This is a genomic window from Brevibacterium mcbrellneri ATCC 49030 (genome assembly GCF_000178455.1).
GTDB classification, from domain to species: Bacteria; Actinomycetota; Actinomycetes; order Actinomycetales; family Brevibacteriaceae; genus Brevibacterium; species Brevibacterium mcbrellneri.
Map to the genome: position 1 here is coordinate 64863 of NZ_ADNU01000016.1, position 24153 is coordinate 89015.

Below are 24153 nucleotides of genomic sequence, written 5' to 3' on the forward strand. Positions count from 1 at the left end.
GAGACCATGAGTACTGTCGACAGCTTTAAGTCGAAGAGCACCCTGGACGTAGGTGCTCAGTCGTACGAAATCTACCGTCTAGACGCCGTTAAAGGATCCGAAAAGCTTCCTTTCAGCCTGAAGGTGCTTCTGGAAAACCTGCTCCGCACAGAAGACGGCGCCAACATCACCAAGAAGCACATCGAAGCGCTCGCTCAGTGGGACGCTAAGGCTGAACCAAGCACGGAAATCCAGTACACCCCAGCTCGCGTGGTCATGCAGGACTTCACCGGTGTTCCTTGCATCGTGGACTTGGCAACCATGCGTGAAGCTGTGAAGGAACTTGGCGGAGACCCTTCGAAGATCAACCCACTGGCTCCTGCTGAACTTGTGATCGACCACTCTGTTCAGATTGACGCGTTCGGAACCGAGCAGGCAATCGAACGCAACATGGACATCGAATACCAGCGCAACGGTGAACGCTACCAGTTCCTGCGCTGGGGCCAGACCGCATTCGACGACTTCAAGGTCGTGCCTCCAGGCATGGGTATTGTCCACCAGGTCAACATTGAGCACTTGGCTCGCGTCGTTATGGCCCGTGAGGTTGACGGTGTGAAGCGCGCATACCCTGACACCTTGGTCGGTACCGACTCGCACACCACCATGGTGAACGGTCTTGGTGTCCTGGGATGGGGTGTTGGAGGTATCGAAGCTGAAGCAGCGATGCTGGGTCAGCCAGTTTCCATGCTCATCCCTCGTGTTGTCGGATTCAAGCTCACCGGTGAGATTCCTTCCGGTGTCACCGCAACCGACGTTGTTCTGACCATCACCGACATGCTGCGTCAGCACGGTGTGGTTGGAAAGTTTGTAGAGTTCTACGGTGAAGGTGTGACCGCTGTTCCTCTCGCGAACCGCGCCACGATCGGTAACATGAGCCCCGAATTCGGTTCCACCGCAGCGATCTTCCCAATCGATGATGTGACGCTTGACTACCTCAAGCTCACCGGTCGTAGCGAAGAACAGATCGCCCTGGTTGAGGCATACTGCAAGGAACAGGGCCTGTGGCACGACCCTAAGAACGAAGTCGAATACTCCGAGTACCTCGAACTCGACCTCTCCACGGTTGTTCCTTCGATTGCCGGACCTAAGCGTCCTCAGGACCGTATTGAACTTTCCGACGCTAAGTCGCAGTTCGCTAAGGACCTGCCTAACTACACCAAGCCAGGTGAAGAAGCAAAGTCGGTTCCGGTGAAGATGGGCGACGGACGTGAGTTCGAGCTGACCAACGGTAGCGTTGCAATCGCATCGATCACCTCATGTACCAACACCTCGAACCCATCGGTCATGATGGCTGCTGGTCTGTTGGCACGTAACGCTCGCAAGCGTGGCCTGAACTCCAAGCCATGGGTCAAGACCTCTATTGCTCCCGGTTCGCGTGTCGTGACCGACTACTACGAAAAGTCGGGACTGCTCGAAGACCTCGAAGCTCTCAACTTCTTCGTCGTTGGTTACGGATGTGCGACCTGTATTGGTAACTCCGGTCCACTGGAGCCTGAAATCTCGCAGACGATCCAGGACAACGACCTCGTGGTGACCGCCGTTCTTTCTGGTAACCGTAACTTCGAAGGACGCATCAGCCCTGACGTCAAGATGAACTACTTGGCATCACCTCCGCTGGTCATCGCATACGCTCTTGCGGGAAGCATGGACTTCGACTTCGAATCCCAGCCTCTGGGCAAGGACGCTGACGGTGTTGACGTGTACCTCAAGGACATTTGGCCTACACCTGAAGAAGTCGAATCAGTCATCGAAACCTCGATTGACACCGAAATGTTCGACAGCAAGTACTCCACCATCTTCGATGGTGACGAACGCTGGCAGGCAATCGAGACCCCAGAAGGCAACCTGTTCGCATGGGACGAAAACTCGACCTATGTGCGCAAGCCAAACTACTTCGACGGCATGTCGCTTGAACCCGACGCAGTTGCCGATGTTAAGGGCGCACGTGTTCTTGCGAAGCTGGGCGACTCGGTGACCACCGACCACATTTCACCTGCTGGTTCCTTCAAGGCTGACACTCCTGCAGGTCAGTACCTGGTGGCTAACGGTGTCGAACGCAAGGACTTCAACTCCTACGGCTCGCGCCGCGGTAACCACGAAGTCATGGTGCGCGGTACGTTCGCAAACATCCGCCTCCAGAACCAGTTGCTCGACGGTGTTCAGGGTGGCTTCACGCGTGACTTCACGCAGGAAGGCGCTCCTCAGACCACCATTTACGATGCAGCGATGAACTACCAGAAGGCTGGCACGCCACTGGTCGTTCTGGGTGGTAAGGAATACGGTTCAGGTTCCTCGCGTGACTGGGCAGCCAAGGGTACCAAGCTCCTGGGTGTAGCCGCTGTTATCGCGGAGTCCTTCGAACGTATCCACCGTTCAAACCTGATCGGTATGGGTGTTCTTCCACTGCAGTTCCCTGCAGGCGAAAACGCTGAATCGCTGGGTCTGGACGGCACGGAAGTCTTCGACATCGAAGGCATCACCGAACTTAACTCGGGAACCACGCCTAAGACCCTTCACGTTACGGCGACCAAGGAAGACGGCCAGAAGGTCGAATTTGACGCGGTTGTACGTATCGACACACCAGGTGAAGCAGACTACTACCGCAACGGCGGTATCTTGCAGTACGTTCTGCGCCAGCTGGTCAAGAAGGACTAACAGCCTCACATAAAAGCGCTCCGGGCGTTTACCCGGAGCGCTTTTATGTGTGCCAAACGCTGGGGGAGTCGTTGCTCCTCCAACGTGTGCGGATGTGTCTAGAAGCGTGAAGAGCTTCCGGCCCCGGAGAACCCGCCTCCGCTGCTGCCGTAGCCAGTGGTGGTTCCGCCACCGCCGCCGCTGTTACGCGACTCTTTGTAACTCTGGTAGTCGCGTAGACCTCTGTTGTATCCAATGGAGAACGCGGCGGGGGTGTAGAAGGAACGCATGTCGAAGTATCCGGTGAGCGATCGTGAACGTGCCCGGTTGCTTCGAAGGGTTTGTTCTGTTGCGTCCCGGATGAATCGTTGCTGTTTGCCCGAACGTGCCAGAACATCGTCCTGAATATGCGTCATGCGGGACGTGAGTTCTTCCCTGATGTTTGCAATCTGTTCCAGGTACGCCGAGGTGTTGGTTCCGTCATCGTGCATCGCACCGTATTCGATCTGGTCTGTTTTGTCAGAAAACTCGTCGATGCGCTTCTTCAGCGGCAGGTTGAGTGCATGTAGCGCGAAAAAAGACGTGGACTTAATAGAGTCGCGGAGGTCCAGGGCATCCGTGTAATTACGCAAAAGCGTTGCCGACGCATTGTGGATCTTGGCTCCGAAACCTTCGTCAAGAATGAAGTCCGTGCCCGCGACGCGTTCGTTGACGTTCACGGTGACGGAGTCGAAAACCTCGGCGTCAGATTCGAACCATCTGACACGCCTGAACACGGCAACGAAGTTCACAAGGCTCAACACGGCAACTGCAACCGTGGCTCCTTGTAACACGATGGGGTTGCGCAGGGCTGGGCGCGCCATGCGTTTCGCGTTAGCTTCAGTAATCGCAATGACCCCTTGAGACCAGTTGCGTTGTTTGAAGTACTCGTAGCCGGGCTCACGCAGTTCCGTCTGTTCTTCCGCACTGGAAATTTTAATGTCCTCGCCAAAGTACGTGCCCACTTGGCCAGAGCCTCGGGTTGAGTTGTCTTCAACGGAGACGGTGATGATGAACGTACCGTTGGACCACGCATTGCCGGAGATCAGATTGAGTTCCTGGTGCTGGCGCGCCCAGTTGTGACGACAAAACTGGAGACAGCCACAAAAATGAGATTCAAACGTAGTTTCGTCATGCGCAGACCTTAAGACTTACTGTGAGGGAAGGCGTCTACTCCATCGTACATTTGACTACCACTAGACATGGCTGTGTGGCACGTGCAGTCCGCTTTCTGCAGGCGTTAGGATAGTGACTCGACTATATGGACTACAACACGAGGTAAGTTTGTGACGTTTCTTGAACGCATCGCATCTCCTGCTGATGTGCGAGCACTTTCTGCGGCAGAATGCCAGGTTCTCGCAAAAGAGATTCGCGACTACCTCATTTCAATTGTGTCGACAACGGGTGGACACTTGGGGCCCAACTTGGGTGTTGTCGAGCTGACAACGGCGATCCACCGTGTCTTTGAGTCGCCCCACGACACGATCTTGTTCGATGTGGGCCACCAGGCGTATGTTCACAAATTGCTCACTGGTCGGTACAACGACTTTCCCACCCTGCGTCAGCGTCACGGCATGTCAGGTTATCCGTCGCGGGCTGAAAGCGAACACGATGTCATCGAGAACTCGCACGCCTCAGCCGCTCTGTCATGGGCCGACGGAATCGCGAAAGCGTACCAGTTACGCGGCGAGCTCGACCGGCACGTGGTCACCGTGATCGGAGACGGCGCGCTGACCGGTGGAATGGCGTGGGAAGCACTCAACAATATTGGTGCTGACAAGTCGGAACCACCTCGGAAAATGGTCATCGTCGTTAACGACAACGGACGCTCATACGCGCCTACGGTAGGAGGGTTCGCACAACACCTCGACCACCTGCGCACCATGGGAAGCTACGAAAAGATCCTGTCGTGGGGCAAAGAACAACTCCAAGAATCCGGGCCGCCTGGTCGAGCCGTGTACTCAGCTATTCACGGAATGAAACGTGGGCTCAAAGATATGGTGTCTTCGCGTGAAGCCGGCATGTTCGACGAACTCGGAATCAAATACATTGGCCCCGTAGACGGACACGACCTCGAAGCGATGGAACGTGCGCTTCACCGGGCCAAAAAGTATGAGTACGGGCCCGTCATTGTGCACGCCATCACCCAAAAAGGTCGCGGGTACGCCCCAGCGATTCAGGACGAAGACGACCAGTTTCACGCGGTAGGTGTCATCGACCCGGCAACCGGGAAAGCGACAACGAAATCTTCAACTTCCTGGACCCAGGTCTTTGGTGAAGAGATTGTCAAAGCCGCCCGTAAACGCACAGACATCGTGGCGATCACCGCAGCCATGCTCAAACCCGTAGGCTTAGATAAGTTTGCCCACGAATTCCCCGAACGCGTTTTCGACGTCGGGATCGCCGAACAACACGCCGTGACCTCGGCAGCTGGTTTGTCCTACGGCGGGTTACACCCCGTGGTGTGCCTGTACGCCACCTTTTTTGGACGGGCATTCGACCAACTGCTCATGGACGTTTCCCTCCACAACCAGGGAGTCACCTTTGTTTTGGACCGCGCAGGTGTCACAGGACCCGACGGAGCTTCCCACCACGGAATCTGGGACATGGCAATGTTGCAGATCGTGCCCAATTTGCGACTGGCTGCCCCACGCGACGCCAAACGCCTGGCAGAAGAGTTCAACGAAGCGATCGAAATCCGTGACATTCCAACCGTTGTGCGCTTCTCCAGGGGCAAGGTCGGGTCAGACATCGACGCACTCACCCGCACCTCGGATGGCGTGGACATCCTCGCCGTTCCACAAGGCACGGACGTAGAGAATCTCGAAAGCGCCGACATCCTCATCGTGTCAGTGGGAGCGCTCGCAGACCGTGCCTTGGCCGTGAAAGAGGCTTTGGCGAAGAAGGGTTTGAGTGCAACCGTTGTGGACCCGCGTTGGGTTCTTCCCGTTCCGCAGTCGGTCCTGGACATGGCCGCTGAACACGCGCTGGTCGCGGTCATTGAAGACGGGGTCAAAGTTGGTGGGATCGGCTCACAGATCCGTCAGGACCTACGTGATGAACTTGTGCGCACCGGGGTTGTTGAACTGGGTGTTCCCGATTCGTTCCTCCCTCACGGAACCCGTGAAGAGATCCTGTCCTACGCCGGCCTCGACATCGACGACATGGTGGAAAAAATCATGGACATGCTTCCGCCTGAACTACTCAAACGGGTCAGCGAGTAGCGTCCTATGAGCCCGCTGCGTGGGCAGCCTTGGCGAGAGGCCGTGCCACCAGCTCGATCTGCCACGGCCTGGCCCCTTGTTCCCGCAAGAAGTCAGCGATGTCACCTTCGTCGCCAACCGTGGTGAGTGCTGCGAGTCGTTTCACATACCGAGGAGTCACCACCAGGTCGTGCGGCATATCCAACTCCTGAGCGATCTGAGCAATTACCGGTTTCATGTGTTCTAAACGCTGTTTTGACGTCTCCCGATCCGCACGCCCTACTCTGGGCGCGTTCCGTAGCGGAGGCATGAAGGAGTCCGGCAGACGGTCAGCTGCCTTGATGACGCGGAAGAACTCGCCAGCGTCCTCGGCGGTTATGCGCGAAAACTGACGCTTGATGTCTTTGTCTGATTTCACCGACTCCGTAGCGAGCGCGATCATCGCGCGGTCGGGAAGGATCCGAGACGGGGCCACGTCGCGGTCTTCCCCCAGATCATCGCGCAGGGCCCACATTGCGCGGACGCGACCCAGACCTCGGGCGGTTTTGACCCGTCCCAAACCGTGGGTGCGCCGCCAGGGTTCGTCGTGAACGGGAGGAGCAAACGACAGAAGGTGGTCAAACTCCTGCCTTGCGTATTCCCATTTGCCTTGCGCATGTAAACGGTCAGCGAGTTCGGTGCGTAAGTGGTTCAACACTTCGACGTCGAGAGCAGCATAGGCAAGCCATTCGTGGGGCAGTGGCCGGGTGGACCAGTCGACCGCCGAGTGTTCTTTTGCCAAGGTCACTCCCATGATCTCTTCTGTCAGTGAGGCGAGACCGAAGCGCTCAAAATTGAGGAGGCGTGCGGCGAGTTCGGTGTCGAAGAGGGCGTCGGGGCGCATCCCTTTTTCGGCCAGGCACCCCAGGTCTTGCGTTGCCGCATGGAGGATCCATTCGACCCCGTGCAGAGCGGCGTTGACGGACGACAGGACGGGGAGTGCCTCTGAGTCGATCAGGACAATCCCTGCGCCTTCGCGTTTGAGCTGAACGAGGAATGCCCGGTTGCCGTATCTGATACCCGAGGCGCGTTCCGTGTCGATCCCTACCGGACCGTGTCCGTGGGCCAGTTGGGTAGCAACAGTGTGGAGGGCCTCCGGTGAGTCGGTGACGGGAGGGACTCCGTGTTCTGGTTCTGATAACAAAGTTAGCGAAGGCGACCCGGAAATGCCGAGACTCCTTCCGGAAGCGGGGGAACTCCGGCCACAGTGGACAGGAGGTGCGCCCACGCGTGCACGTGAGCCTCAAGCTCTTTAGGCTGTTTCACCACGGGCGTCCAGGACGCGCGCATTTCTAAATCGATCGTGGCGGGCCGTGCTGCCAGGGTGCCAAAAGATTCACTGAGAGCCCGGGTTGTGGTGCCTCCCACCTCGGTCACGTCACAATCGTAGGTTTCGAGTGCATCTGTGAGCCACGACCACGCGACGGGACCTAGAAGAGCTTCTTGACCAAGTTCGTGTTCGAGTTCAGCGCGGATATAAGTCACCATCCGGAACTGCCCGTTCCACGCCTCTGGTTCGGACGGGTCGTAGAGGAGGACAACCCTGCCGGTTGCGACTTCGTCTTCGCAACTGGGCGTGTGGGGGACAGCCGAAGCATCGACGTCACCGTTAAGGGCGAACGCCCAGGGAGCCAAGCGCCCTGGGGCAGGGATTTCTTCCAGGCTGATGTGTGGCGTAGCGCCTGACGAGCAAAACCTGCGCAGCGCATCTGAGGCCTGCGCAAAAGGCTCTGGGGTAAAAGGGACTGGAGCAACCACGCTTCCAATGTACGTATTGCGGTTAGGGGAATGAAGTTCCCACGCGGAGGTTACGTGAGACTTCGCATATTGAACAGTGAGCGTGTAGCGATAGGCCGGCCAAGTCTGAAAAGATGAAGGCATGGTGACCCTTACTCGTGCTGCATTGTCTGAGTCTGTCGAACGTACCCCCGTGTGGTTTATGCGGCAGGCTGGCCGGTCTCTTCCGGAATACAAAAAGGCACGCGAAGGCATTGCGATGCTCGACGCGTGTCTCATGCCGGAACTCACCGCTGAGATCACGTTGCAGCCAGTGCGCAGGCACGGCGTGGACGCCGCTATTTTCTTCTCCGATATTGTGGTACCCCTAAAAATCGCGGGAATGGATGTGGAAATCCAGCCAGGTATAGGCCCGGTGTTCGCCCAGCCCGTGCGCACACGTGAAGACCTCGCCCGGATCCCAGACCTCACGGCAGACATGTGTGAAGCAATCGCCCAAGCGGTGACCCTCACACGCGAAGGTCTCCCGGAAGACACAGCGCTGATCGGGTTCGCGGGTGCGCCATTTACGGTGGCCAGCTACCTCATTGAAGGTGGCCCCAGTAAGAACCATGAGAAGACCAAGGCCATGATGCTGGGGGACCCGGAACTGTTTTCGGCGATCCTCGGCAAACTCGCCCACATGTCCGCGACGTTCATCCAGGCTCAACTCGACGCGGGGGCGCACGCATTCCAGCTGTTCGACTCATGGGCTGGATACCTGAACCGTGCTGACTACGAGCGCTATGTTCTCCCTCATTCGCGCACAGTCTTTGACGCGCTTGCCCACAACAATGTCCCGTCCATTCACTTTGGTGTCACCACTGGGGAGCTTTTGGGGTCGATGTCCACAGCGGGGTCATCGGTGATGGGTGTTGATTTCCGGGTGGATCTGGATGACGCTTCGAAGCGCGTCCAACCTGGCCAGGCGCTCCAGGGGAACCTGGACCCGGCTTTGGTGTTTGCCCCGTGGGACGTGATCGCTTCCAGGATCGAAGACATTGTGCGGGCGGGTCTGCGTCACGGCGGCCACATTTTCAACCTGGGCCACGGGGTGCTCCCAACTTCTGACCCAACCGTGCTCACGCGCATTGTGGAGGAAGTCCACACGGTGTCGTCCCGGCTCATCGCATCGGGTGAGTTCGAGTGACCACAGCCGTTATTGGCGCAGGTATCTCCGGTCTGACCGCCGCGTTTGAGCTCGCTCAAGCCGGTGAACAGGTGACCGTGTATGAGGCGAATGACCGAATAGGCGGAAGCCTCGTGGGATCTGATCTTGGCGGTTATGCCCACGGCGATGTGGGTGCTGAAGCGAGTTTGTACGCCCGCCCTGAGACCCGGGAACTTATGCAACAGCTAGGTCTTGAACCTCAGTACCCGTCGACAGAACACAAGTCGCAGCTCTTGGTGGGCGGCCAGTTGATGAAGATTCCCGCGGGCACTCTTATGGGCGTGCCCGGCCGTCACACGGATGTGACTGGCGTGGTGAGCCCAGCTGGGGTTGAGCGTCTACAGCAGGAACAGCTGAACAGGTCGCAGGACGACCCGTCTGTGGGGGACTTCATTGCCCAACGTTTAGGGGCCGAGGTCGTTGACACTCTGGTGGACCCCCTCCTTGCCGGGGTGTATGCGGGGTCGGCGTACCACTTGTCGTTACGCTCCACCCTGCCAGCCTTGCTTGAAGCGGCACGGGAGAACACCTCGGTCTTGGACGCTGTCGATCAGATTCTGGCCTCCCGGAAAGTGACCCAGGGCGCGAACATTCCTGGCACCACCTCCCGCCCAGTTTTTGTGAGCCTGGACGGTGGAATGAACGGCTTAGCGCGTGCCCTGTATGAGCGTTGCCGCGAACTGGGAGTGGCGTTCCGGTTGGGGGAGAAGGTGAGCCGTGTGCGGGCTGGGTATTCGCTCACGGTGAGTGGTCAGCAGGGGGAGATCGCCGAGGCGGCAGACCGTGTGTTGATAGCGACACCTGCCCCTGTTGCGGGGCGGTTGCTTGGGTCCTTGGGTGAGCACCTGGGCAGTTCTGAACTGTCTGGTGTTGGGGCGTCACTTGAGCGGGTAGAAACGGCTGATTCGGCCGTGGTCACGGCTGTTGTGGAGTGTGCGTCGGATCTTAACGGTTCCGGTTTTTTGATTCCGCCCAAGGAGCCCACGTTCATCAAGGCGTCCACGTTCGCGTCGAACAAATGGCCGTGGTTGCAGGCACGTATTCCAGAAGGAACTGCTGTTGTGCGCATGAGCGTTGGCCGGTATCGCAGTACGGAACTTGCGACGCACACAGATGAAGAGCTCGCCGGTAAGTCCGTGGCTGATTGGATGTCGATTACTGGGCGCAGCGACCGGGTGCTGCACACTGAAGTGAGGCGCCACATGGGGGCGTTGCCACAGTACCAACCTGGACATGCAGACATGGTTTCACGAGTAGATTCAGTTGTAAGAACAATTCCCACGTTGGGGCTTGTGGGTAACGCGTTTGAAGGCGTCGGTATCCCAGCCTGTATCAATCGTGCCCGTCATGAAGCACGGCGTCTCATAACAGAAAGGACATCATGAAAGACTATGAAGCGCCCTCGAGGCAAGAGGCTGAAGAACTCAACGAGCAGATCCGGTACTTGTCATATTCGGTGTTCCGTGTCGCAGAAGACTTGGGCGATTTAAACCGTGAAGATTTGGCCAAGGAACTCACCGAGGCCATTGCTCACATCGACAGTGTGGTGGTGCGCGGAATCTACGACGTGTCGGTGTTCCGTGCCGACGCCGACATCATGTTCTGGTACCACGCACCAACAGTAGAAGACCTGCAGAAGGTGTACGCGGCGATCCGAACCTCCGCGCTGGGATCGGTTCTTGAACCCGTGTGGTCGGTTGTGGGTATCCACCGCCCGGCCGAATTTAACCGTTCGCACGTTCCTGCGTTCCTCACCGACGACGACCCAGGCGAATATCTGTGCGTGTACCCGTTCGTCCGTTCGTACGAGTGGTATCTGCTGGAACCGCGTGAACGTGGCAAGATGCTCCACGACCACGGAAAGGCCGCAGCAGGATACAAGGACATTAAAGCCAACACCGTGTCCGGCTTTGCCTTGGGAGATTACGAATGGTTGCTCGCGTTTGAGGCCCAGCACCTTGAGCGCATCGTTGACCTCATGCGCGACTTGCGGAACACCGAAGCGCGGATGCACGTGCGCAAGGAGATCCCATTCTTCACTGGTCCACGTAAGGAACTGGTCGACATCATTTCCGGCTGGCGCTAAACGCCACTTGAGCCGTCCAAGCGCCCAGCCACACACCCACAGACGCCCGCTACTCCTCGAATGTCAGGCACACCGAGTTGATGCAATAGCGGGCGTCTGTGGGTGTATTAAACCCTTCGCCGTAGAACACGTGGCCCAAGTGGGAGTCACATGCCGTGCACCGTACTTCTACGCGTTCCATGCCTAGGGACGTATCGCGAATGTAGCGCACCCGGTCTTCTGCTAGCGGGGCGAAGAACGCGGGCCAGCCACACATTGCGTCAAACTTGGTTTCTGAACTGAAGAGCTCAGCCCCGCAGGCGCGACACGAATATGTTCCTGTGCGCGTCTCATTCACATATTTGCCCGTGTGTGGCCGTTCGGTTCCGGCTTGGCGCAGAACATAAAACTCTTCTGGGCTTAGGATTTCCCGCCACTCAGCCTCTGAACGTTCCATGTTTTTCCTCCTTTATCCTCTTTATGTGAACTTTATGCCTTTCTGGTTTGGCGTGACATGTTTAGGATTGACAAGGAGGTTCTTATGACATCGCACGTGCCACGCGGTTGGCGGTACGCTCTGACTGGAATTGGGATAGGTGTTGGAGCGAGCTTGCTCGTTTCGGCCGCGTCCTCAGGGTTGGCAGTGTATTTTGCCCGCCGCCTGATTGTCCCAGAGACAGCTCCAGAAGATGTTGAGATCTTGCACGTCGAAGGTTTCGACGACAACATGATTGTGCACTTGAGTGCAGACGAAGATGTTCTGGTCAACGGGACATATGGCCTGTTTTTCAACTCTGGTCAAGGTCACGCTCAGATTGGCGACATCATTGAATATGACCCGGTTTCCCAAACTGTGTCGCGCGAAGTCATCTCCGTCACCCGAGGTGATTTGCGCACCGCCCGCTGGGGCAGAATCACCGGAGTTGTCTACCCGCACCCCAGCTCAACAGGACTTCCATACCAAGACATCACACTCCGATCCGACGCAGGCGAACTGCCCGCGTGGTTCCTTCCCACAACTGATCCCAACCCGTCGGACACATGGGCGATCCTGGTCCACGGCCGTGCAGGCACCCGCGCGGAAGGCCTGCGGGCAGCGGGCGTCCTGAACGACCTCGGCGTGCCTTCTTTAGCGATTGCATACCGCAACGACACTGAGGTTCCCCGCGAAAGCACGTCCCGGTACGGCCTGGGGGACACCGAATGGCTTGACGTGGATGTTGCGATCGACTGGGCGCTGGCCAATGGCGCTAAGAACGTGGTGCTGTTCGGCTGGTCAATGGGCGGTGCGATTGTCTTCCAGGCTGCGTCCCGAGGTCGTCACATCGACCGTGTGAAAGGCATGGTTTTGGATGGCCCGGTTGTCGATTGGTACAACGTTGTAGACCACCAGGCCCGGAAGAATTTCTTGCCCACGCCGGTTGCGCGTTTGACCTTGGACATGATCACTCGTCCGTGGGCGCGTCCGTTTACCGGCCTTGAAACCCCGTTGGACCTGGACCGGATGGACTGGGTGCGCAGGGCAGCAGAACTGGCCGTGCCGGTGCTTTTGATCCACTCTGAAGACGACGAATTTGTGCCGGTGGGGCCGTCGCGTGCTTTGGCTGCTGTGCGCAATGACCTGGTGACCATGCCACCGTGGGGCAAAGCGCGTCACACAAAAGAATGGAACGTGGACCCCGTGCAGTGGAATGACGACGTCGCTAACTGGATGACCCGGTTGCTCAGTGACTAAAAGGACCGTCCGCAATAACTAGAGAGCGCTACGCACCTTGAGCCGGTACATCATGGACTGCCCGTCGGTGACCAGGCTCAAAACTTCTACGTCGCGTGCAGTCGCAATACCCTCACCGAACAGCCGTGGCGCCCCCGGAGTGCCGTGCAGTTTAGGTGAAACCGTGAGGCACATTTCGTCAATGAGGCCTGCGTCCATCCACTGCGCTAACACGTTGGGACCACCTTCGCACACAAGGCGGCGCAGACCTCGGGCAACGAGGGCGTCTTTCACCGCCTGCGGGCTTTCAATACCAGTGAGAACTTCGTCAGCGTGGCGGCGCAGTTCAGCAAGAACCTGCGGGTCTGAAGTGTTCGTGGCCACCCAAACAGGAGAAGTTCCGCGCTCATTGATGCGATCCCACGGAAGGTCCCCGCTGGACGTCACAATGACCATGATGGGCACATCAGTCTGCCCACGTGCGTGACGCTGGTTGAGGTGGGCTGGTTTGGGGGACATGCGCGTGAGTCGCTCGGAGCGTACAGTTTGCGCGCCTACCACTACGGCGTCGGCCAGGGACCGGACAACGGAAAACACGCGCATGTCAGCTGGAGTGGAGACGGAACGAGACAGTCCATCGGCTCCTGCGACCGCACCGTCGACACTGATGACCATGTTCGACTGCACGCGCACACCGCCGGCAGGCACGTGGGAGTCGTAGAGGTCAACAAGATCGGGTTCGCCCGAGGTGTCAGGCAGTGCGCGGTGCTGGGGGAGGACCGCCCAGAGTTCGGTGCTTGGCTTGGCCGAGGTCACTGGGAGATAAACGCCTGGTCGCCCATGATGATGTGGGGGTTCTTGTCCGGGTCAAGGCTGCGCAGAAGCCAGGCCATTTCATTCTTTTGCACAGTTACACACCCGTTGGTGCCCTTTCCGTGGTCCACGTGCAACCAGATACCCCCACCGATTTTCTTGCCCTGCGGGCGTTCGGTGTTGGTGGGTGCGGTGCCAGTGACACGGTTGAAGTCGATCGCGATGACGTAGTCAAAAACCTGGGCGTAGTCTGGTCCGTACACGTTCTGCGCAGTTGCGGACAGGTTCACGTCTTGCGAATATGGCAGTTTGGAACCGGGGTCCTTGAGTGTTCCGCCCGCATCAGAGAGGGAAAACACGCCAGCTGGGGTCGTTTCATCACCTTCGGTGCGGTTCTCCCGCCATCCGGCCCGACCGTTGTGGGATGCGAAAGATTTGACCTGCTGCCACTCGTTGTCGCGGTATTCGTACATGTTGAGGGTCGACGTGTTATCGGCAGCTCGGGGCGAAGTCGCGACCAACACTTGGCGTGCGTCAGAGGGAAGCTTCGCCATGGTGTCGGGGCCAACGCCCGGGATGAGTCCCTGCGTGACACGGTCTGTTCCCAGGCTTACCCGAGGTGCTTCAAGGTGCGTGCTTTGAGAAGGGCTGTCGTTGGTGGCAGGAGACGGGGTCCGCACTACCGGTGGTTGGAGATTCTGCTGTTCGTCCGAAACAGCGGGGTATGCAGTGAGGGCGGCGAGAACACCGCCTGTGCATAGCGCTAGGGCCACAGTCTTCTTTGCGAACATGCGCTCATTATGTCATGTTCGTACTTTGCACATGAGGTAAGCCACGCGGGAAAAGGGTTCTGCAGTCTGTAGACTTAAGGGTTATGAGCAACCGTGACCACGAGCGTGAATCTCTCACTCGGCAGATTTTTGTGCGTCCCCAAACTTCGGACGAGCCGGGCGACAGCTCTCAGGAAGCTACGCGTAGTCTCAGCCTTGAAGAACTGCAAGAAATGGGCCGTCAGAGCAAAACAGACGACTATTCTGCACCCACCACACAGTTCACCCCCTCCGGGCCCGGCGCATACGGTCCTTCCATTCAGTCACAGCGCTCACAACAGCAACAGGGGACACCCCAACACTCTTTCCCTTCGCCTCCGGTGCAACCCCCTCCGGCACAGCCACCACAGACACCACCCCAACAATCCCAACCGCAACAACCTCAACCCCAACACCCCCAGGTGTACCCTCACGCTGAGCCCACAAAACCCAAGCGGAAGGTGCCAGGAGTTGCGATCGCCATGGTGGTGATTGCGGTTGTCGTAGCGCTGGGAATTTGCGGATACATTGTGGTCGACCAGTTGCAGCGTTCAGACGGGAACACGCAGTCTGCGAACCAGCCCGGCGGAGACAGCGGAAGTGTTGGCGAAGACGAATCTGGCGACACTGGCGGGAGCGAGGAAGGGGCCGGTGAAAAATCCGGTGACTCCGAAGAAGGTCAGGACGCAGAAGCGAAAGACGTGAAAGCGTTCATGGCACCGTCGAGCAACATCGTGTGCACGATCGACGCAGACCGGGCGCGTTGCACCATACGCGAATTTGACTTTGACCCCGGCGATGCACCGAACGAATGCGATGTTGACCCATTTGGCTCAGTGGTCGTCGTGGAAAAGGACGGCGCAGGCTTCTCGTGTGTGAACCGTGGCCTGCCCACAGAGGCAAACGTCTTGGACTATGGGGAATCGATTAGTGCACACGGGTTCACCTGCCGGTCCGGTGAAGACGGAATGACCTGCGAATCTTCCGAAGGCCACAAGTTTCGAGTAGCACGAGCCGCTGCCGAGTTTGACTAGCAACTGTGATGAGCGATGGACAACATCTCACATGGTGTCATGGCTATGAAACGCGAGCGTAGCGTGCATAACATGGCCACATGTTCAGTCTCCTCCTTATCAGCCGCGACGAGCTTTCTTAGGCCAATCCTCGTCGCGGAGTTTGTCGTGGCCCCAAACTTCACAACGAGGAGACACATATGAACAACCAAAAACCAAGCCCCATGCCCTTCCACAAGTACAAGTCGTTCTTTGATCGCATTCAGATCGACCTGAAAGACCGCACCTGGCCAGACCAGCGGATCACGAAGGCACCTCGGTGGCTCTCAACGGACCTGCGCGACGGTAACCAAGCGCTCATCGACCCCATGACTCCAGAGCGCAAGCGCAAGATGTTTGACCTGCTGGTCAAGCTCGGTTTCAAAGAGATCGAGGTAGGGTTCCCAGCAGCCAGCCAGCACGACTTTGACTTCGTGCGCCAGATCATTGAGGAAGACGCAATCCCAGATGATGTGCGCATCTCCGTTCTGACACAAGCGCGTGAAGACCTCATCGAACGCACGGTCGAGTCGCTCGTGGGGGCTAAGAAACCAACAGTCCACATGTATAACGCCACCGCGCCGGTTTTCCGCAAAGTTGTTTTTGGTTTCAAAGGCAACGGTTACGCAGAAACCACAGACATCGCGGTGCGAGGCACGCAGGCCGTGATGAAGTACGCCGAATCGATGCTGGGAGATGCCGACTTCGGCTACCAGTACTCGCCAGAAATCTTCGTTGACACGGAACCGCAGTTCGCCGTGGACATCGTAGGAGCCGTCATGGATCAGTGGGGTCCCGACGGAGAACGCGACACTGTGGTGAACCTGCCAGCAACGGTAGAACGTGGAACCCCCAACACGTACGCAGACCAGATCGAATGGTTCTGTCGCAACATCGACAACCGCGACAAGATCGCGATCTCGCTTCACCCGCACAACGACCGTGGAACCGGAGTCGCCGCAGCTGAAATGGGACTCATGGCAGGAGCCGACCGCGTAGAAGGCTGCCTGTTCGGAAACGGTGAACGTACCGGAAACCTCGACTTGGTTACGGTTGCGATGAACCTGTACACGCAAGGTGTTGACCCTGAACTCGACTTCTCCAACATCGACGAAGTCATCCACACGGTTGAACACTGCAACCAGATCGGAGTTCACGAACGCCACCCCTACGGTGGAGACTTGGTGTTTACCTCGTTCTCTGGGTCACACCAGGACGCCATTAACAAAGCGTTTAAGGACCGTGAAAAGAAAGCCCAGGAAGCCGGCATCGCGGTCGACAACATGGAATGGGACATGCCGTACTTGCCGGTGGACCCCAAGGACTTGGGCCGTTCATACGAAGCGGTTATTCGCGTGAACTCGCAGTCGGGCAAGGGTGGAGTCACCTACCTGCTCAAGAGCGAATACGGACTGGACTTGCCCCGTCGCATGCAGGTCGAATTCTCGAAAGTCGTGCAAAACCGCACAGAAAAAGGTGGAGAAGTTTCGGCTCGCGACATGTGGCAACTCTTCCGGGACGAATACCTGCCAGCCGAAGCCTCAGACATGCAATGGGGCCGTTTCCGCCCCTTGAGTTTTAAGACCGAATCGCAGTCAGAAGAATTCGATTCGCGCATGACGGAACGCATTGAGCTAGCTTTTCTGGTCGACGGTCAGGAACGCTCATACGTGGGGCACGGCAACGGTCCACTGGACGCAACCGTGAACGTGCTCAACGAGCACTTCGGCCTCGACATTCGGGTTCAGGACTACACCGAACACGCTATTGGAGCCGGTGCGGACACCATGGCGGCAGCCTATGTTGAAGTCTCCGTCGGTGACCGAGTGCTGTGGGGTGCCGGAATGCACCCGAACATCACACGAGCATCGATCCGCGCTCTCATTTCCGCTGTTAACCGGGCAGTTCGCGACAACGCGTGAGGTTTTATCGGGATACGGGCATTGTGGTTGGCCACACCAAACTTGGTGAGGCCGACCTCATTGTCTCGATCCTGACCCGCGATCACGGCCTGGTCCGTGCTGTCGCCAAGGGAGTACGACGCACCAAAAGCCGTTTTGGCTCACGGCTCGACCTGTTCATGATGGTCGACTTCCAAGCTCACATTGGACGCAACCTCGACATCGTCACGCAAGTAGAGCTCATCGAACCCTTTGGGCACGGGATCGTAGGCGACTACGACGTGTTCGCAGCTGCAGCTGCCATGGCCGAAACAGCGGCCAAACTGACCGAAAACGAACCCAATACGCGCGACCAGTACCTTTTGCTGTCAGCAGCCCTACGGTCGCTGTGCAACCGGGAACACCCACCTCGGCTAGCCCTCAACGCCTATCTGCTACGCGCTATGCGCACAGCCGGCTGGGAGCCTGGGCTGGACGCGTGCGTGAGCTGCGGGGCACCGGGGCCCCACCGCGCGTTCTCATTCAACAGCGGGGGAGTCGTGTGTGTGGCATGCCGGACTGCTGCCGACACCAATGCCGGGGAAGACGCTACCGTTCTTCTGCACAACCTGCTCAACGCGAACTGGGCCCAGGCTCATGTGGCACAAGCACACGCGGTCAATCGAGCGTCCCGTATTGTGTATGACTACGTCCAGTGGCATTTGGAACGTCGCGTGAAATCCCTCAACCTTGTGGAGGTCCAATGAGCCAAGCGATTCCGCGCCACCCTAGCGGAGCAACCCCACCGGACATCCCGCAACACATCCTTCCCACGCACGTCGCAGTGGTGATGGACGGAAACGGTCGTTGGGCGAACGAACGCGGTCTTCCGCGAACCGAAGGCCACAAGGCAGGCGAAGCGTCGCTGCTCGACGTGATTTATGGGGCCATGGAAATCGGCGTGAAGTATCTGAGTGCCTACGCTTTTTCCACCGAAAACTGGAAGCGCTCCCCAGAAGAAGTTCGCTTCCTCATGGGTTTTAACCGCGATGTGATCCGCAGACGTAAAGAAGAACTCCACGCCGCCGGGGTGCGCATCGTGTGGGCGGGACGACGTGGTCGCCTCTGGCGTTCGGTGATTAAAGAACTGGAAGACGCGCAAGAACTCACTAAGAACAACACGGCACTTACACTTCAGTTCTGTGTCAACTACGGTGGGCGAGCTGAGCTGGTCGACGCCATGAATGCTGCGGTCGAAGATGCGGTTGCGGGCAGGATCAAGCCCGGGAAGCTCACGGAACGGAGTCTGCACAGCAGGCTCTACAACCCCGACATTCCTGACGTCGACCTGTTTCTGAGGTCATCGGGGGAGCAACGCACCTCGAATTTCCTCCTGTGGCAGTCCGCGTATGCGGAAATGGTGTTCCAAAACGTGCTGTGGCCCGACGTCGACCGGCGGACCCTGTGGGACGCGATCCTCGAGTACGCTCAGCGTGACCGGCGTTTCGGCGGGGCCGTGGATAAGCCCCAGAACACTTAAGCAAGGGTGTCCCTCCACGCGCTGTGGAGCTGCGAGAACCGCCCGCGGGCGTGAATGAGCTCATCGGTTGTACCGTCCTCAACCACCCGACCGGCGTCGATGACCAAAACTCGGTCGGCTATCGCGACCGTGGAGAGACGGTGCGCGATGATGATCGCCGTGCGGTCAGCAAGAACCGATTCGAGCGCTTTTTGCACGAGCCGCTCTGTAGGAATGTCCAGATGCGCCGTGGCCTCATCCAGCACGATCACTCGCGGATCGGCCAGGAACACCCGCGCAAACGACACGAGTTGTCGTTGCCCAGAGCTTAACCGTCCACCGCGTTTCTTCACATCGGTGTTGTACCCGTCCGGAAGCCCAGCCACATAGTCGTGCAGGCCCACAGCACGCGCGGCATCTTCCACCTCGGCGTCCGTGGCGTCCGGTTTACCCACTCGAATGTTGTCGGCAATCGATCCCGAAAACAGGAACGACTCCTGCGTCACCATGACGATATTGCGGCGTAGTTCGGCATCGCTGATATCTCGTAAATCCACCCCGTCGACACTCACGACGCCCTCGCTGGGGTCATAAAACCGGGTGATGAGTTTGACCAAGGTGGACTTCCCCGCACCCGTCGCACCCACCAGGGCCACCGTCTGTCCCGCACCCACAGTGAGATCCATACGAGGGAGAACGGTCGTTCCGTCGGCATACGCGAACTCCACACCGGTGAACTCAATCCGGCGTCCCGAGGTCGTCTCCGGCAGTTCCTTCTCCGAACCCGGTCGGGTGGTCACGGTGGGGGACACAGCAAGGACCGCGGCGATCTTTTCCAACGCAGCCTTGGCCGACTGGTACAGGTTAACGTTTTGGACTAGCTCATCTAGCGGCCCGTAAAAACGGCGAAGAGACATGAGAAACGCGGTCAGAACACCCACCTCGGTGTGGCCATTTATCACCATGAACGCACCCACCAGAATCACGGCGATCTGGCACACGTTGGTCACCAGGCGGGTGAGGCCCGAAAAGGCGGCCATAGCGCGCAGGGCGTGCGCATTGGCGTCTCGATAACCACTGTCTTCGGCAGTGAGCTTTGCCCGGCCCGCCGGTTGGCGCCTAAATGCCTGCACTGCCCGGATACCGCCCATGGTTTCGGTGAAGTGGCCGATCACTTGTGCAATTGCGGTGCGGGTGGCCCGGTATGCGGTCTGTTGTCTGCGCCCGGCCCACACGGTAATGCCCGCCAGTGGTACCAGCCCCACTAGCACAACGAGGGCGAGCGGGACGTTGAGGAACAGCAACATGATCGCAATCGCAACCATGTGGAGGACTGCGAACACCGTTTCGATGAGACCATACGAAAGGAATGTCTGCACAGATTCCATATCGGAGGTCTGGCGGGCGATCAGGCGGCCTGAGGTCGTCGATTCGTGATACGCAATATCGGCGCTTTGTACATGCCGGTACATACGCATGCGCAGGTTATACACGATTCGCTGGGCAATATAACCGGTGTAGCGGTTGCTCGCGAACGTTGCAATACCACCTGCCAGCGTCACGGTTAAGAAAATCCCGAGGTTGTTGATCAGGGGAGTGAAGTCACCGGCCTGCGCGTGGGGAAGGCCACTGTCGATCGCTCGGGCAATAAACACGGGACCAATTACGTTGGCCACGGTGGCACACACCGTGAGCACGACGTCTAACGCGATCGCCCACTTTTGAGGGGCCACGAGTTGGCTGAGCAGGGTACGGGCGTTCATGCGTCACCTCCCATGAGGTCGCGGTACACGGCCGAGGTGGCCAACAGTTGTTCGTGCGTCCCTTCCGTTAGGATCGTCCCATCCACGAGGACGGCGACCCTGTCCGCAAGCGCTGCGGTAGACGGTCGGTGAGCCACAATGATGGTGGTGGAATCAGGCAGGACTCGTGCAAGCCGCGTCTGCACCCGGTCTTCGGTGTCCACATCGACAGCCGAGAGCGGATCGTCGAGAACAATAATGCGTGGACTTCCGATAATCGCGCGGGCCAGGGCAATGCGTTGACGCTGACCGCCGGAAAGCGACATTCCTTGTTCACCGACCTGTGTGTCAAGACCCTGGGGAAGCTCCCGCACAAAATCGGCGGCTTGGGTGATCTCCAAGGCGTCCCACACCTCGGCGTCGGAGGCATCCGGCTTCCCCAATCGCACATTGTCAGCCACGGAGGCAGAGAAGAGGAGCGGATCTTCAAAGGACACCGATACCAGGCTGCGCAGGGTGTTGACCGGCATGTCCCGAATGTCGGTGTCGTCAATGAGAATGCGTCCCGAGGTGACATCGGCCAGACGGGGGACCATGGCAGCGAGCGCGGTCTTGCCCGAACCGGTCGCGCCCACGAGAGCCACCGTGGTGCCGGGTTCAACATGGAGGTTGACGCCCGTGAGCAGATCCGTCGATGCGTCGTCAAAGCGGAAGCGGACGTTGTCGAACGTGAGTTCTCCACGCACATGCGGGACGTGAGGTTCGTCGTCGATGGCAGATGTGCCGGTGCCCGCGTGTGGGTCGGCAATGCTGACGGGGAGGTCCATGACCTCCCAATAGCGTGTGGCTGCGGTGACCGACATGAGAAAATCAGACAGTAAGAACCCGAAATTTTCGATGGGGATGCGCATCACCATGGTGGTAGTCACGGCAGCGACGACCTGGCCCACGGTAATCCACCCTTGAACCACGCCCCAGGTGCCCAACCCCACGATCACGATCTGGGCGAGCGCAGGGACGACGTTCATAACACTGAACAGCCATGAGTCCAGTTTCGTTTTGTTGATTTCGCGCGAACGAACCGTGAGCGCGAGCGCTTTAAACCGCAACGTCATCCACGGGGAACGACCAAACGACCGGATGACCCGCAAGCCGTGAATTGACTCTTCAACGGCGGTGGTCACTTCGCCCAGTGCGTCCTGCGCAGCCCGGGACGTGATCCGGTATTTGCGTTCGAATACCACAATGACGATCACGGTGGGTACGGCCGCAACGAGCATGATGAGCCCAAACCACGGATTGATGACCGTGAGAATGATTTCGCCGGCGATGATCGCCAAGGGCGTACACACAAGAAACGGCAGACCGAACGCAAAGAAACGGCGCATTTGACTCATGTCGTTAACGGCGCGGGACAGCAACTGCCCGGACTCCCAGGCGTCGTGCGTCGACACTGGTACGTATTGCAAATGGTCGAACAGGCGATGCCGCCACGTGATCTCCCACTTCGACACAATCCCGGCAACGGCATGACGACGCACCCACAGGGCAACGACCTCGGCAATGGACACGACCATTAAGAACGCGACCGGCCCCCATAGGCCCGCCACATCACCGTGGGCCACAGGACCGTCAATGATACGCCCAGTAATCACCGGCACCACCAGGGGTAGCGCGACGGCAACAAAGGCGAGAACGCAGACGAAAGTGTATATGCCTGCTCGCGCGCGAAGGTCGGGCCAAAAACGTGCGAGACTCTTCATGCGCGAATTCTCCTATTTTTTAAACTTCTTTCCGCCGAAGTTGTTCCCCTTACGGCCCCGGAACCCGTCCTTGCCAAACTTACGGCCTTCACCAGCGCCCTTGTCGTTGCTGCGCTTTTTGAACGGGCGGCCGGGACGACCTCGGTCCGGGCGGATATCGATGTGCCGACCCGCCACCTTGGTCTTGCTCAAACGCTTGAGAACGCTTGCATCAAGGTCCTGTGGAAGGTCGACCAGCGAGTGGTTCGAACGGATTGAAATATTACCGATTTGCTGAGAGCTGATTCCACCTTCGTTGGCGATCGCACCAACGATTGCGCCGGGGTTCACCTTGTCCATCCGGCCCACTGCCAAACGGTACGTGGTCATGCCGTCAGCCGTGCGCGCGCGTTCGTTGCGGCTGGCCCTAGCTTGTGGTTCGGGGAGAGGCTCCGCGGTCAGGGTTGCTCCGTCCAGCACGAGGCTCGCCAGGGCAGCCGCCACGTCTTCCGCTGGGACGTTGTGCGTGTTGACGTATTCCTCGATAACGGGACGCAGTTCGGACAGGTCTTGTGAGTTCAGCGTGTGCGAAATTCGATCCTGGAACTTTTGCGTGCGAGTGACCGTGAGTTCTTCTACCGTGGGCATCACCAGGGGCTCGACCTTCTGGCGCGTCGCCTTTTCGATGGCCTTGAGAAGGCGGTTTTCCCGAGGTGTCACAAACAGGATCGCTTCACCCGTGCGCCCGGCGCGGCCCGTGCGGCCAATCCGGTGTACGTACGATTCGGTGTCGTGCGGAATGTCAAAGTTGACTACCAAGCTGATGCGCTCAACGTCGAGCCCGCGGGCAGCGACATCGGTGGCGACCAGAATGTCGATGGACCCGGAGCGCAGTGCTTCAACCGTGCGTTCGCGGACGACCTGCGGAATATCACCGTTGATGGCTGCAGCGGAAAAACCGCGCGCTTTGAGTTTATCGGCCAGTTCTTCCGTTTCTTGTTTGGTGCGCACGAACATGATGATGCCGTCGTACTTTTCAACCTCGAGAATGCGGGTGAGGGCGTCGAGCTTGTGTGAGTGCATGACGGTGAGGTAGCGCTGACGAATGTTCGCGCTGGTCGTAGTTTTGGCCTGGATGCGAACTTCGGCCGGGTCGTTGAGGTATTGACCGGTGATCCGGTGAATAGACGCGGGCATGGTTGCCGAAAACAGCGCCACCTGGCGGTCAGGGTTGGTCTTCGCGAAGATCTCTTCGATGTCCTCTTGGAATCCCATCTTGAGCATCTCGTCGGCTTCGTCGAGAACCAAATGTTCGACGTGGCTCAAATCAAGCGTTCCGCGCTTTATGTGGTCGATGACGCGGCCGGGTGTTCCCACGACCACGTGTGCGCCCCGCTTCAGACCGGAGATCTGTGGAGTGTAGGACTGTCCACCGTAGATGGGGAGAACAGAAAAGTCGCCGAGGTGGGTGGCATAGCTGGTGAGAGCCTCGGCTACCTGGATTGCGAGTTCGCGGGTAGGAGCAAGGATAAGCGCCAGTGGGCTTGTGGGGCGTTCGCGCCCCGCGATGCTACTTAAAAGTGGAAGAGCGAAAGCAGCGGTTTTACCCGTTCCGGTTTGTGCCAGCCCAATAACGTCGCGCCCTTGAAGAAGAAACGGAATGGTTTTGGCCTGGATGGGGGAAGGGGACTCATATCCCAGATCGGCGACTGCTCGAGCGACACGTTCGTCGAGGTCAAAGTCGGAAAAACGAATGTCAGTGTTTTCGGAAGCCTGTTCAGTGGCATTACCCATGGATATCTCTTTCTTGATTGAACACACTTGACCGCAGATGACTGTTTGGCGGTCTACCGAGGCTCGCGTGTGCAACCCGAAAGCACGAGGAGCCATGAGATGGTTTGGGTGCCTTTCAAGTG

General features: G+C 58.4%; 18 protein-coding genes and 1 pseudogene. 10 read left to right on the forward strand and 9 right to left on the reverse strand.

The window, feature by feature from the left end; all coding sequences use genetic code 11:
• The first annotated feature begins 6 nt into the window (after nucleotides 1-6).
• Nucleotides 7-2694 (forward strand): aconitate hydratase AcnA, encoded by a 2688-nt coding sequence (gene acnA, locus HMPREF0183_RS02345; protein WP_005882429.1) that lies wholly within the window; start codon nucleotides 7-9, stop codon nucleotides 2692-2694.
• A gap of 98 nt (nucleotides 2695-2792) precedes the next feature.
• On the opposite strand, the pseudogene HMPREF0183_RS02350 reads toward acnA, so the two are convergent.
• Nucleotides 2793-3767: pseudogene (locus HMPREF0183_RS02350) on the reverse strand (DUF5129 domain-containing protein); the annotation flags it as partial.
• 231 nt (nucleotides 3768-3998) lie between these two features.
• Between HMPREF0183_RS02350 and dxs the strand changes: the two are divergent.
• On the forward strand, nucleotides 3999-5936 hold the full coding sequence (dxs, locus tag HMPREF0183_RS02355) for a 1-deoxy-D-xylulose-5-phosphate synthase (protein ID WP_005882434.1): 1938 nt from the start codon (nucleotides 3999-4001) through the stop codon (nucleotides 5934-5936).
• Between the two features lie 4 nt (nucleotides 5937-5940).
• Here dxs and HMPREF0183_RS02360 read toward each other — a convergent pair whose 3' ends face one another.
• Together HMPREF0183_RS02360 and HMPREF0183_RS02365 are read right to left on the reverse strand one after the other, a co-directional pair.
• Complete coding sequence (locus HMPREF0183_RS02360) at nucleotides 5941-7098, reverse strand: HRDC domain-containing protein (RefSeq protein WP_005882436.1); 1158 nt, start codon at nucleotides 7096-7098, stop codon at nucleotides 5941-5943.
• Between the two features lie 2 nt (nucleotides 7099-7100).
• The gene (locus tag HMPREF0183_RS02365; protein ID WP_005882438.1) at nucleotides 7101-7712 is read right to left on the reverse strand and encodes a DUF3000 domain-containing protein; all 612 of its coding nucleotides are present in this window, start codon (nucleotides 7710-7712) and stop codon (nucleotides 7101-7103) included.
• A gap of 121 nt (nucleotides 7713-7833) precedes the next feature.
• Between HMPREF0183_RS02365 and hemE the strand changes: the two genes are divergently transcribed.
• Genes hemE through hemQ form a run of 3 tightly spaced genes read left to right on the forward strand, consistent with a single transcriptional unit; the run spans nucleotide 7834 to nucleotide 10987 of the window.
• Nucleotides 7834-8880 (forward strand): uroporphyrinogen decarboxylase, encoded by a 1047-nt coding sequence (hemE, locus tag HMPREF0183_RS02370; RefSeq protein ID WP_005882440.1) that lies wholly within the window; start codon nucleotides 7834-7836, stop codon nucleotides 8878-8880.
• Nucleotides 8877-10286 carry a protoporphyrinogen oxidase gene (gene hemG, locus HMPREF0183_RS02375; protein WP_005882442.1) on the forward strand — a complete coding sequence of 470 codons (1410 nt, stop codon included), beginning with the start codon at nucleotides 8877-8879 and terminating at the stop codon, nucleotides 10284-10286. Before hemE ends, hemG begins: the two co-directional genes overlap by 4 nt.
• On the forward strand, nucleotides 10283-10987 hold the full coding sequence (gene hemQ, locus HMPREF0183_RS02380; protein ID WP_005882444.1) for a hydrogen peroxide-dependent heme synthase: 705 nt from the start codon (nucleotides 10283-10285) through the stop codon (nucleotides 10985-10987). Before hemG ends, hemQ begins: the two co-directional genes overlap by 4 nt.
• A gap of 49 nt (nucleotides 10988-11036) precedes the next feature.
• On the opposite strand, the gene msrB is transcribed toward hemQ, so the two are convergent.
• Nucleotides 11037-11423: a peptide-methionine (R)-S-oxide reductase MsrB gene (gene msrB, locus HMPREF0183_RS02385; RefSeq protein WP_005882446.1), complete on the reverse strand. Its 387-nt coding sequence runs from the start codon at nucleotides 11421-11423 to the stop codon at nucleotides 11037-11039.
• An 84-nt stretch (nucleotides 11424-11507) separates the two neighbouring features.
• On the opposite strand from msrB, the gene HMPREF0183_RS02390 reads away from it, so the two are divergent.
• Nucleotides 11508-12701: an alpha/beta hydrolase gene (locus tag HMPREF0183_RS02390; RefSeq protein WP_040347718.1), complete on the forward strand. Its 1194-nt coding sequence runs from the start codon at nucleotides 11508-11510 to the stop codon at nucleotides 12699-12701.
• A gap of 18 nt (nucleotides 12702-12719) precedes the next feature.
• On the opposite strand, the gene HMPREF0183_RS02395 is transcribed toward HMPREF0183_RS02390, so the two are convergent.
• Both HMPREF0183_RS02395 and HMPREF0183_RS02400 read right to left on the reverse strand, forming a co-directional pair.
• Nucleotides 12720-13496, reverse strand: coding sequence for a dihydrofolate reductase family protein (locus tag HMPREF0183_RS02395; RefSeq protein WP_005882449.1), 777 nt, complete (start codon nucleotides 13494-13496; stop codon nucleotides 12720-12722).
• The gene (locus HMPREF0183_RS02400) at nucleotides 13493-14284 is read right to left on the reverse strand and encodes a L,D-transpeptidase family protein (RefSeq protein WP_005882451.1); all 792 of its coding nucleotides are present in this window, start codon (nucleotides 14282-14284) and stop codon (nucleotides 13493-13495) included. The genes HMPREF0183_RS02395 and HMPREF0183_RS02400 overlap by 4 nt, the downstream gene beginning before the upstream one ends.
• Nucleotides 14285-14367: 83 nt before the next feature.
• On the opposite strand from HMPREF0183_RS02400, the gene HMPREF0183_RS12000 reads away from it, so the two are divergent.
• The 4 genes from HMPREF0183_RS12000 (at nucleotide 14368) to HMPREF0183_RS02425 (ending at nucleotide 18774) form a co-directional block, all read left to right on the forward strand.
• Nucleotides 14368-15336 (forward strand): DUF6636 domain-containing protein, encoded by a 969-nt coding sequence (locus tag HMPREF0183_RS12000; protein WP_050775315.1) that lies wholly within the window; start codon nucleotides 14368-14370, stop codon nucleotides 15334-15336.
• 179 nt (nucleotides 15337-15515) lie between these two features.
• Nucleotides 15516-17276: a 2-isopropylmalate synthase gene (gene leuA / locus HMPREF0183_RS02415; RefSeq protein ID WP_005882457.1), complete on the forward strand. Its 1761-nt coding sequence runs from the start codon at nucleotides 15516-15518 to the stop codon at nucleotides 17274-17276.
• A complete protein-coding gene (recO, locus tag HMPREF0183_RS02420) occupies nucleotides 17273-18001 on the forward strand; it encodes a DNA repair protein RecO (protein WP_005882459.1) in 729 nt (242 codons plus the stop codon). The genes leuA and recO overlap by 4 nt, the downstream gene beginning before the upstream one ends.
• Nucleotides 17998-18774, forward strand: coding sequence for an isoprenyl transferase (locus HMPREF0183_RS02425; RefSeq protein ID WP_005882461.1), 777 nt, complete (start codon nucleotides 17998-18000; stop codon nucleotides 18772-18774). The genes recO and HMPREF0183_RS02425 overlap by 4 nt, the downstream gene beginning before the upstream one ends.
• On the opposite strand, the gene HMPREF0183_RS02430 is transcribed toward HMPREF0183_RS02425, so the two are convergent.
• The 3 genes from HMPREF0183_RS02430 to HMPREF0183_RS02440 are packed head-to-tail and all read right to left on the reverse strand — an operon-like array spanning nucleotide 18771 to nucleotide 24031.
• The gene (locus HMPREF0183_RS02430; protein ID WP_005882463.1) at nucleotides 18771-20516 is read right to left on the reverse strand and encodes an ABC transporter ATP-binding protein; all 1746 of its coding nucleotides are present in this window, start codon (nucleotides 20514-20516) and stop codon (nucleotides 18771-18773) included. The genes HMPREF0183_RS02425 and HMPREF0183_RS02430 overlap by 4 nt on opposite strands.
• On the reverse strand, nucleotides 20513-22258 hold the full coding sequence (locus HMPREF0183_RS02435; RefSeq protein ID WP_005882464.1) for an ABC transporter ATP-binding protein: 1746 nt from the start codon (nucleotides 22256-22258) through the stop codon (nucleotides 20513-20515). The genes HMPREF0183_RS02430 and HMPREF0183_RS02435 overlap by 4 nt, the downstream gene beginning before the upstream one ends.
• A 12-nt stretch (nucleotides 22259-22270) precedes the next feature.
• Complete coding sequence (locus HMPREF0183_RS02440) at nucleotides 22271-24031, reverse strand: DEAD/DEAH box helicase (protein WP_005882466.1); 1761 nt, start codon at nucleotides 24029-24031, stop codon at nucleotides 22271-22273.
• Nucleotides 24032-24153: the final 122 nt, after the last annotated feature.

What these genes read in the sequence shown, in the direction of transcription:
- HMPREF0183_RS02435 (WP_005882464.1), bottom strand. Translation starts at nt 22,258, where the DNA reads ATGAAGAGTCTCGCACGTTTTTGGCCCGACCTTCGCGCGCGAGCAGGC.
- hemQ (WP_005882444.1), top strand. Translation starts at nt 10,283, where the DNA reads ATGAAAGACTATGAAGCGCCCTCGAGGCAAGAGGCTGAAGAACTCAAC.
- HMPREF0183_RS02440 (WP_005882466.1), bottom strand. Translation starts at nt 24,031, where the DNA reads ATGGGTAATGCCACTGAACAGGCTTCCGAAAACACTGACATTCGTTTT.
- HMPREF0183_RS12000 (WP_050775315.1), top strand. Translation starts at nt 14,368, where the DNA reads ATGAGCAACCGTGACCACGAGCGTGAATCTCTCACTCGGCAGATTTTT.
- msrB (WP_005882446.1), bottom strand. Translation starts at nt 11,423, where the DNA reads ATGGAACGTTCAGAGGCTGAGTGGCGGGAAATCCTAAGCCCAGAAGAG.
- HMPREF0183_RS02430 (WP_005882463.1), bottom strand. Translation starts at nt 20,516, where the DNA reads ATGAACGCCCGTACCCTGCTCAGCCAACTCGTGGCCCCTCAAAAGTGG.
- acnA (WP_005882429.1), top strand. Translation starts at nt 7, where the DNA reads ATGAGTACTGTCGACAGCTTTAAGTCGAAGAGCACCCTGGACGTAGGT.
- HMPREF0183_RS02425 (WP_005882461.1), top strand. Translation starts at nt 17,998, where the DNA reads ATGAGCCAAGCGATTCCGCGCCACCCTAGCGGAGCAACCCCACCGGAC.
- HMPREF0183_RS02400 (WP_005882451.1), bottom strand. Translation starts at nt 14,284, where the DNA reads ATGTTCGCAAAGAAGACTGTGGCCCTAGCGCTATGCACAGGCGGTGTT.
- hemE (WP_005882440.1), top strand. Translation starts at nt 7,834, where the DNA reads ATGGTGACCCTTACTCGTGCTGCATTGTCTGAGTCTGTCGAACGTACC.
- HMPREF0183_RS02390 (WP_040347718.1), top strand. Translation starts at nt 11,508, where the DNA reads ATGACATCGCACGTGCCACGCGGTTGGCGGTACGCTCTGACTGGAATT.
- leuA (WP_005882457.1), top strand. Translation starts at nt 15,516, where the DNA reads ATGAACAACCAAAAACCAAGCCCCATGCCCTTCCACAAGTACAAGTCG.